This is a genomic window from Agrobacterium sp. NPDC090273 (genome assembly GCF_044772305.1).
Lineage (GTDB): Bacteria > Pseudomonadota > Alphaproteobacteria > Rhizobiales > Rhizobiaceae > Agrobacterium.
The window spans coordinates 132,130-140,538 of the sequence record NZ_JBIVYN010000002.1; the positions used below are offsets into that span (position 1 = coordinate 132,130).

Annotated in this window: 7 protein-coding genes; 1 reads left to right on the forward strand and 6 read right to left on the reverse strand. The window is 56.2% G+C overall.

The features are described from left to right. Positions 1 to 46 precede the first annotated feature (46 nt). The gene (locus ACIQT8_RS07000) at positions 47 to 436 is read right to left on the reverse strand and encodes a nuclear transport factor 2 family protein (RefSeq protein ID WP_400964539.1); all 390 of its coding nucleotides are present in this window, start codon (positions 434 to 436) and stop codon (positions 47 to 49) included. Positions 437 to 461: 25 nt separating this feature from the next. Next, positions 462 to 1,214 carry an SDR family NAD(P)-dependent oxidoreductase gene (locus tag ACIQT8_RS07005; RefSeq protein ID WP_400964540.1) on the reverse strand — a complete coding sequence of 251 codons (753 nt, stop codon included), beginning with the start codon at positions 1,212 to 1,214 and terminating at the stop codon, positions 462 to 464. A gap of 110 nt (positions 1,215 to 1,324) precedes the next feature. Between ACIQT8_RS07005 and ACIQT8_RS07010 the strand changes: the two genes are divergently transcribed. Next, the gene (locus ACIQT8_RS07010; RefSeq protein WP_138792222.1) at positions 1,325 to 2,221 is read left to right on the forward strand and encodes a LysR family transcriptional regulator; all 897 of its coding nucleotides are present in this window, start codon (positions 1,325 to 1,327) and stop codon (positions 2,219 to 2,221) included. Positions 2,222 to 2,249: 28 nt separating this feature from the next. On the opposite strand, the gene ACIQT8_RS07015 is transcribed toward ACIQT8_RS07010, so the two are convergent. Genes ACIQT8_RS07015 through ACIQT8_RS07030 form a run of 4 tightly spaced genes read right to left on the reverse strand, consistent with a single transcriptional unit; the run spans position 2,250 to position 8,020 of the window. Further along, positions 2,250 to 4,385 (reverse strand): biotin/lipoyl-binding protein, encoded by a 2,136-nt coding sequence (locus ACIQT8_RS07015; protein WP_400964541.1) that lies wholly within the window; start codon positions 4,383 to 4,385, stop codon positions 2,250 to 2,252. Beyond that, positions 4,382 to 5,764, reverse strand: coding sequence for an efflux RND transporter periplasmic adaptor subunit (locus ACIQT8_RS07020; RefSeq protein WP_400964542.1), 1,383 nt, complete (start codon positions 5,762 to 5,764; stop codon positions 4,382 to 4,384). Before ACIQT8_RS07020 ends, ACIQT8_RS07015 begins: the two co-directional genes overlap by 4 nt. A gap of 3 nt (positions 5,765 to 5,767) precedes the next feature. Further along, the gene (locus tag ACIQT8_RS07025; RefSeq protein WP_400964543.1) at positions 5,768 to 6,520 is read right to left on the reverse strand and encodes an efflux RND transporter periplasmic adaptor subunit; all 753 of its coding nucleotides are present in this window, start codon (positions 6,518 to 6,520) and stop codon (positions 5,768 to 5,770) included. Positions 6,521 to 6,553: 33 nt separating this feature from the next. Continuing rightward, the gene (locus ACIQT8_RS07030; protein ID WP_400964544.1) at positions 6,554 to 8,020 is read right to left on the reverse strand and encodes a TolC family protein; all 1,467 of its coding nucleotides are present in this window, start codon (positions 8,018 to 8,020) and stop codon (positions 6,554 to 6,556) included. Positions 8,021 to 8,409: the final 389 nt, after the last annotated feature.

An 8,409-nucleotide genomic window follows, 5' to 3' on the forward strand; every position in this document is an offset into this window, starting at 1 on the left:
CTCTATCACGCCAACACGCCGACGTCATTCCTGCTGTCTGACGGCATCAGCCCGGGATTGGCGCGCCGGTTGGATCGGGAGGGCCGTCGAAGAAGAGATAAATCGCGGCGATTCTTCCGTTACGAGCGACGATGAAATCCGTGCCGGCATAAGAGGGCTTTTCACCCGGTTCTCCCGTTACCCATCTCACCCGCCCCGCCTGTTCATGCAGAACCTCTGCGGCGGATAGTGTCTGATATCGGAATGTCGGATGTGCGGCGCGAATGACACCGGCGATACGAACGATCTCATTGCGACCATGATAAATCCCATGCGGCTCGATAAAGACTGCATCCTCGTGAAGAATCTCTTCGGCAACTTTCTGGCGGAGGGCGTCATCGCCCTCCCCAAAAAGCTCCTGAAGATTCCGTTCCAGCAGTGTAGCGATGTCTGCCATTGTGGTTCTCCTTGGAGACAGAGCGTCAAATCTGGACTTGGCCACCGTCGACAAACAGCTCCACACCGTTGACGAAGGACGCATCATCCGATGCCAGGAAGAGGACTGCCTTGGCGATTTCGTCAGGTTGGCCGACCCGACCTGCAGGAATGAGGCTTGCAAGGTAATTCTTTGTGCTCTCGGCGCTTTCACCGTTACCGAACAATTCGTTGAGACCAGCCGTATCCGTCACTCCCGGGCTGACGGCGTTGACGCGAATGTGGCGATCCTTCAGATCGAGTATCCAGTTGCGGGCGAAATTACGAACGGCAGCCTTCGTTGCAGAATAGACGCTGAAGGCCGGTGTGCCGGAGATGCTCGTCGTGGAAGACGTCAGAATGATCGAGGCACCATCCCGCAACAGCGGTATCGCCTTTTGAACCGTGAACAACGTCCCCTTGACGTTGGTATCGAATGTCTTCTGGTAATGCTCTTCGGTGATTGCACCAAGCGCTGCCATCTCGCCACCGCCGGCGTTGGCGAACACAACATCGATGTGCGAGTGCTTCTGCTGGATCGCATCATAAAGCCGGTCGATATCTGCCAACTTGCTCATGTCGGCCTGCACACCGGTCACGCGACCGCCAATTGCCTTTACAGCCGCATCAAGCGCATCCTTGCGACGACCCGTGATAAAAACTGACGCCCCCTCTTCTACGAAGGCTTTTGCGGTTGAGAGACCGATACCGCTCGTGCCGCCTGTCACGACCACGACCTTGTTTTCGAATTTCTTGCTCATTGTCTTGTTCCTTCTTGACGGCCCGTTGCCGTTGAAGAGAACATGACATCAGAACGCTGGCGCAAATAGGCGGCATTTTTACGACTCAGCGTTCCATATGGAGAACGATAATGCGGACTGATCTGAACGACCTCGTTTATTTCGCCGAAGTGGTGAACCACGGCGGCTTCGCGGCTGCAGGCAGAGCGCTCAACGAACCAAAGTCGAAATTGAGCCGGCGGGTCGCGGGGTTGGAAGCGCGTCTCGGGGTCCGCCTGATTGAACGATCCAGTCGTCGTTTTCGTGTAACCGACGTCGGGCAGTCCGTTTATGCGCGATGCAAAGCGATGCTGGCGGAGGCAGAACGTGCGGAAATATTGGCAGCAGAAGCGAAATCAGAGCCGCATGGCCTGATCCGCATGAGTTGTCCGACCGGCTTGGTCGAGCCTATTTCCGATCTTGTGAACCAGTTTCTGGTGCAGTACCCAAAAGTACGACTGCAACTGGTCGCCATCGACCGCCCTGTCGATTTGATCGAAGAACGGATCGATGTGGCACTGCGTGTCCGTACCTCGCTCGACAGCGACGCATCCCTTACGATGCGATCGCTCGGAAACTCGATCCGCATTCTCGTCGCAAGTCCCCAAATGGCGAGCCGCATTGGCGATATAAAGCAGCTTGCAGGTCAGCCGACACTCTCGACGACAGATGATCAGGCCGAAGTTAACTGGTTTCTGGAGACTGACGATGGCCGCACAGATACACTTCGCCATGAACCACGTATCGGCTGTACGGACTTCAATGCGGTCAGGGCAGCGGCGATAGCGGGGCTGGGTGTAGCGCTGCTACCTGACCACACATGCCGACAGGCCCTCGATGAGGGCAAGCTCGTTCGGGTGCTGCCAGCATGGCGCGGGATGACGGGACTTGTTCACCTCGTCTTTACGACCCGACGTGGCCTTCCACCCGCTGTGCGCAAATTCATCGATGCTTTGGCCGCAAATTTCCCGAAAGACGCGTTGGCATGATGAAACACCCGCCAGGATAGAAAGACGATCAGAAGCCTGCTTCACGGAAAAGAACCATGAGGACACGCCGCCACATGCGCTCTGCAAAACTGACACCTTCGCCATGAAGCAGCATGACGCCCTGAACCGATCGTTGCGGTACGAAGATGTCACCATCAATTGTGGCAACAACGGCATATTGCGCTGAGACTGGCACCAGGCGTTGTCTCTTGCCTTCAGACGCAACGTGGACAGCGATAGCGCCGTGGTGCTGTGAAGAGAGTTGCGGAACCTCGATTTCCCTTGCCCCGGACTCAGCAATGGTCGCCAGTGTTACGGGCAGTTTCGGCTGAGATATGTCATCCGGCACAAACCAGCCAGCCGCATTGGGCGACAGTCGCGCACTGTCGTTTCCGGCGACATATCCGCGAGCCACTGAGCCTTGGCCGGAGGAGAGAAAGGCGATCTGCTCCGCACGGCCAACCCATTGTCCGGGTAAAATTTCCGGATTGACGTCTGTAACGGTCCCGTCGAACGGTGCCCTGACGACGAGAGCCGTTCGGCGTTCTTCAAGTCCGCGCTTTCGGGCCAGCGAGCTGCCAAGTTCGCTCTCAATAACGCTGCGCTGCGCAAGATCGTCAGCGTTGGCAGCGACTCGTGCCAAACGGGAACGCGCAAGCTCAATTTCGACCTCGACAATCTTCAACTCTTCACTGATCTGCGGCGCATCGATGACAAACAGGACATCTCCCGCTTTCACCGCCTGTCCAATAGAAACATCAAGCCTTTCAATCCGTCCCGGTTCCTGAGGATAGAGCCGCAGGAACTCCTGCGGATAGATGACGGAAGGTGCGGTGACACGGGTGGAAAGCGGTAAAAAGGCCAGCGCTACCAATAATCCGAGGAGTGTAACCGACACGTAAGTTCGACGGCTACGAAGAATGTCACTGCGCATGGCCCACCACTCCTTCATTTCCATGAAAACGGGGCGAATGATGAAGAAACCGATCTCGACGACGAAAAGCAAAATGCCGACAAGCTTGATGGTGAAGTGATAGACCAGAACCGCAATGCCGAGATAAAGGGCCAGCCGGTAGATCGCCGTCGCGATCGCATAAAGGGTCAGCGTGACATCAAGCGCGGGCGGAAAGACTTCAGGTGCCGGGTGGCCAGGTTTGAACAGGAAGTCCCGCAGGCGCCACCGCATATGCCGGAAGCTCCGCGGCTGCAGGTTTTCCACGCCAAGCAAATCCGCCAGAATGTAATAGCCATCGAAGCGCATGAACGGGTTGAGATTGACCAGCAGGCTCAAAACGACACCCGTCGCTGCCAACACGAAAAGTGCGCTGCGCAAAGGCCCATCCGGTACGAACACCCATCCAAGCAGTGCGTAGGCCGCCACCGTCAATTCTACCAGCATACCGGCGGAATCGATTCTCAACCTCTGCCACCGTGACTTCAGTTTCCACGCATCGCTGACATCCGTGTAAAGCAGTGGCACCATCACCATGAATGCAACGCCCATGGTCGGAATGCGGCAACCGAAACGATGTGCCACATAGGCATGTCCCAGTTCATGCAGGCATTTGATGAAGATCACCGAAAGGATGGAGATTACGGCACCTTCAAGCGAAAACACGAAGGGGAACGTGCCGACGAAAGCATCCCATTGACGAGATACGAGATAAAGACCAATCAATCCCGCGAAAGCAGACACACACCAGAATGCACGACTGAAGAGGAACCCGATGTACGGCCATGTCGCGCGGATAAACCGCTCAGGCCTGACGAGCGGTATTTTGAAAAACAGATAGTTGTGAATGAGCCGCATGAATATCGAATGTCGTGGCTGCGCCTTATGGTGCAAAGCCCTCCATCCGCCCCGAGTCGGCTGGACTAGGAGCAGATTGTGCTCCAGCATACGCACGATCGTCCCGATATCGTCTTCCGACATCCGCTCGATAAAGCGGGCATTCACGGTCTTGAGCAGAGTTCCGACTGTACGGCTCATATTCCAGAACCGCAGCACCTCGAACATCTCATACGTGATCCGGAAAAAGCGGTTCCGGATTGGATCGAAGATCACCCAGGCGGGTGCCCCGGAGTAACTTGCCCCCACCCTGACGATCTGTAGATCCTCACGCAGGATCGGCAGCGGCGCATCGGAGGGCTGAGCGGTAATCATAAGCCAAACCGTTGGCGAATAACGGAGATTGGTTTCCGGAACAGGTAGTAGGCCAGCGCCACCTTATCGCCACTGATCTGCGCAGTTCCACGAATACCAAGCCGCATACCGGGTTTGTCACCATCCAGGGCGGCATAGATGCGATAGGCCAGCACGTCACCTTCCACCATGCGAGCCTCAAAAGAGACGGCCTCAACTGTAGCATTGGCCGGTTTCAATGGATCTGAATCGAGAAAGGCACGGACCTTCGCTCCTTTCGAAACCGCAATCGCGTCGGCAACCGGCACATCAATCCGTAGCTGCATGCGCGTCGGGTCTGCCACTTCCATGATGCGTTCGCCCGTTGTGACTGGACGCCCAATCCAATCCCGCCGGTCGGTGTATATTGCAATCCCATCCGATGGCGCCCGCACGTCCGAACGCTCCAGCATATCGCCGGCATAGTTTCGTTTTGCGGCGGCAACCGTTAGCTCGCTTCGGGTTATAGCAAGATCTGCCCGCAGTTTCGGATCGGAAACCGCGCCTTGTGTGACCTGCATCAGCTTCGCCTCGGCGACACGCACGTCCTGCTCTGCCACAGCGAGTTCGTTGCGCAGCATGACGTCAGACATTTTCAGAAGCGGTTCGCCTTGCCGAACCATCTGATTGGGATTGACGATGATGCTCTCAATCACACCATCCATTGGCGCCGCAATGATGCGAGGGGAAATAGGCGCCACTTCAACCGGCGCTAAAACGGTAAGCGGAACGGGGTAGAAACCGAGAGCGATGGCAGCAATCAGCGCTGCACCGAGTAACGGTTTCATCCTGACCCGACGTTTCAGGCGACGTTTGCCGGAAAGCGCTGCCCAGGCGTGCGAATAGGTTGCTGCCAGCCGTCGTGGAATGGTCAGCTCCGGCTCGTTCCAGGGGACTTCGCGGGCGATCAGCATGCCGCCGAACACCGTGCCGTCGCGAAGCTGAAACGGCAACCAGGCCATGAAACGGCTGGGATAGGTTTTATGCTCCTCATCATTCAACGGGCAGAACGCCGGAAGCGCAAAATCACAAACGTTCTTGAGACCTCTGTCATTGCGAAGATTGCTCACGATGGCCTCGATCCAGCGGATACGAGGCGAGTTGCGATCAATGCCGCTCACTGACGTCGCGGCCTTGACCGCAAGGTTCTTTTCAGATCCGGCCAGAACGAAAACCTGGCGGCACTTGGCAATGTGGATTGTCTCATTCGCGATTAGAAAAGCCAACTCACCAACAGTTTCCACGTGCCGTGCTTCCGCTTCAATACGCAAAAGCAGTTCGTATGCCCTGGACGCGGCCTGTCCCGCATCTGTCGTGATGCGTTGAGATGAAGCAGCCGTCGCCTTGATCTCTCGTTCCATCCGTTACTCCCCGGGCACGGGGTTGAATTTTGTCGGCCCGCTCATTCCCGGCAAAATTCCTTTTGTATCGCCGGAAAACCGCCCCGTTACCTTGACCGTCTGACTGACAGGATCAACCGTTGCAGCGATCCGGGCAACTTCCGCCTTTTTCTGTTCGCCGGTTTCATCGATCGCGATGGTGAACGGCGCTCCAGGTTTCAGCCATCGTAGCCAGGGAGAGGGCAGAAGCGTCTCAATCTCGAGATCTCCAGTGCTAACGACCTGCATAAGCGGTTGATTTGGCTCCGGGATTTCGTGCTCATTTGCGCGCATGAAAGCCACGCGACCATCGTAGGGAGCCCTGATGACACAGCGTGCCATCTTGCTTCGAAAGGCTTCCAGTTCCGCCGCCGCCTGGTCTGTCTTTGCCTTGGACAAATCGACCTCGTAGGAGCCGACGGCCTTTGAACGCGCGAGACGCATATTGTTTTCATGCGTGATTGTTTCGGCCCGAAGCACGGCTTCCGCCGATTTCACCTGCGCTTCGAGGTCGCGGCAATCGAAGGCGGCCAGAACATCGTCTTTGGAGAAATCCTGGCCCTCGCGAAACGGCAGAGAAACGATCGGAAGGCTGAGATCCGTGCCAATCATTGCCTGATTGACGGCTTTGACGATACCTCGCGACGCCGTGCCGTCATCCTGCGCATAAGCAGGATGACCACCTGGCGTTACAGTCGCGATTGCAAGAACAAGACCCAATACATTCCATGTCTGCACGTCGTACCTCCCTCACGCCGTCAGCGGTGCCCGCTATTTGGCGGTGGCCACCTCTATCTTTGCGGGACCACCGGTATCGGTCCACATTGTCCTGAGTTGCAATGCCATCTGGTCTATGCTCGAACTTGTAGACAGCCCGGCCGGGAACGGGTCTACGCCAAGAGAGGCGTAGATGTTGGCGTAGGCATTCTGCAGATCGGCATAGGCCATATCGAGCTTGGCATCGGCAAGAAGTGCGTTCATTTCCTCACGGATGAGGATCTGCTCGCTGGTCTTCTGGGCGTTGGTTTCATCGCGTACCTGCTTGAGGATGCGGTGAGAGACGTTGGAGAGCGCTGCCGCCGTGCCATAAGATTTGTTGAGGTGGGCATAGCGCGTGCGGCTGATGTGAACCTGCGTCATGATCGCCATAGCAACCGACAATGCGCGCGCGTCCAGAACCTCTTTCTCCGCCTCGATCTTCTTGTTGACCGCCGGCATACTGGCAAGCTTCATCGCATTGAAGCTGACCTTGGCGCCCCATGACAGCCAGTCATTCGTGGCAATGAATTCGTTGGAATCGTAGTTGGCTCCAGCATAGACGTTGAAGCCTGGCAGGATTTCCAGAAGGGCAGCATTGACTTCCTTCTCGTTGATCCTCGTGCGGTACGCAACTTCACGCATCTCCGGGCGGTTCTCCACCGCGATACGGAACATTTCCGGCATGTTGTCCGGCACCGCCAGACGCGTCGAAGCGCGTTTTGGCACCGTCAGTGTGAATTCCGTTCCGGGCGTCACGTTCATCAGCGCTGCAAGCTGGCTCTTGGCAACCTTCAACTCGCCTTCCAGCATCTCGACTTCGCGTTTCACTTCAATCAGCTCGCGCTCGTAGGTCAGCGCCACCAGCGGTGAACTCTCGCCACTTGATGACAGACCACGGGTGTCGCGCAACGCCCTCGCCACGCGGCCTTCAAGCGCCCGCATTCGACCAACCAGACGTTGATAGCTGACCGCCCGCCAGTAAGCGGTGCGCACATCTTCGATGACCTTGTTGACGATACGTCGTTTCATCTCCTCCTGTATCAGAGCCTGATCAGCGGCCTGCTTGGCTCGAACATAAGACAATCCGAAATCAAGGATATTCCATGAGAATGTCAGATCTGCTGTTCTGATACTGTCGTCACGCGTTGAGGGTGTCGACGGATCCGCTTGGTCACGTCCTGCATAACCTGCACCCGCCACCACTTTAGGCAGCGCACTGTAGCTGACAAGATCAGCCTCGCGCGTTTTCAGCGCGGCCTGCATGATCTCTACCTTGGTGTCGAGGTTGTATTTCAACGCCCTCGCCATCGCATCATAAAGATCGATCGAACCGGTAATGGGTTCCTGATTTGCCGTTGCCCTAACAAGCTTCTCATGCCCGAAAACAGCGTTTGCCTCGGGCGTAAGGGGTTCTGTCCGCACCGTACAGCCGGCAGCAAGCAGGACAACAGGCACAGTCCAGATAAATGGGAACTTCACTGCGTCACCTCGTATGTCATCACTACGAAACCCTTGCGAGAAGCAATACCAGGGAACGCACGGCTCCAACGTTTCAACCAGAAGAAACGTTGTGTCGGAAACCTAAGGGCCGTTAAATGATTGACGGATATGGTTAACAGGACCTTAAATCGTCGGTCTTCATACTTGCAGGCAAAAATTGCCCTCCCGTTGAGGATGCAGATTTTCTTGACAAAAGTCAGGAAGACGTCGACCCCACAGGGATTTATGTATACATTCTCACTTGCTAAAGCTTGCCGGCCGAAATTAGTTTTTTGTTAACGAACGCACCGTCAAGTTTGGAACTCGTTAATCCGACAGCCGTTGCCTGAGTCTTCTCGGGCACCCATCCGCGCGGTCTGTCTGGGGTC

Excerpts from the sequence above, each read along its gene's own strand:
- ACIQT8_RS07015 (WP_400964541.1), bottom strand. The coding sequence starts at position 4,385 with ATGATTACCGCTCAGCCCTCCGATGCGCCGCTGCCGATCCTGCGTGAG.
- ACIQT8_RS07005 (WP_400964540.1), bottom strand. The coding sequence starts at position 1,214 with ATGAGCAAGAAATTCGAAAACAAGGTCGTGGTCGTGACAGGCGGCACG.
- ACIQT8_RS07000 (WP_400964539.1), bottom strand. The coding sequence starts at position 436 with ATGGCAGACATCGCTACACTGCTGGAACGGAATCTTCAGGAGCTTTTT.
- ACIQT8_RS07020 (WP_400964542.1), bottom strand. The coding sequence starts at position 5,764 with ATGGAACGAGAGATCAAGGCGACGGCTGCTTCATCTCAACGCATCACG.
- ACIQT8_RS07010 (WP_138792222.1), top strand. The coding sequence starts at position 1,325 with ATGCGGACTGATCTGAACGACCTCGTTTATTTCGCCGAAGTGGTGAAC.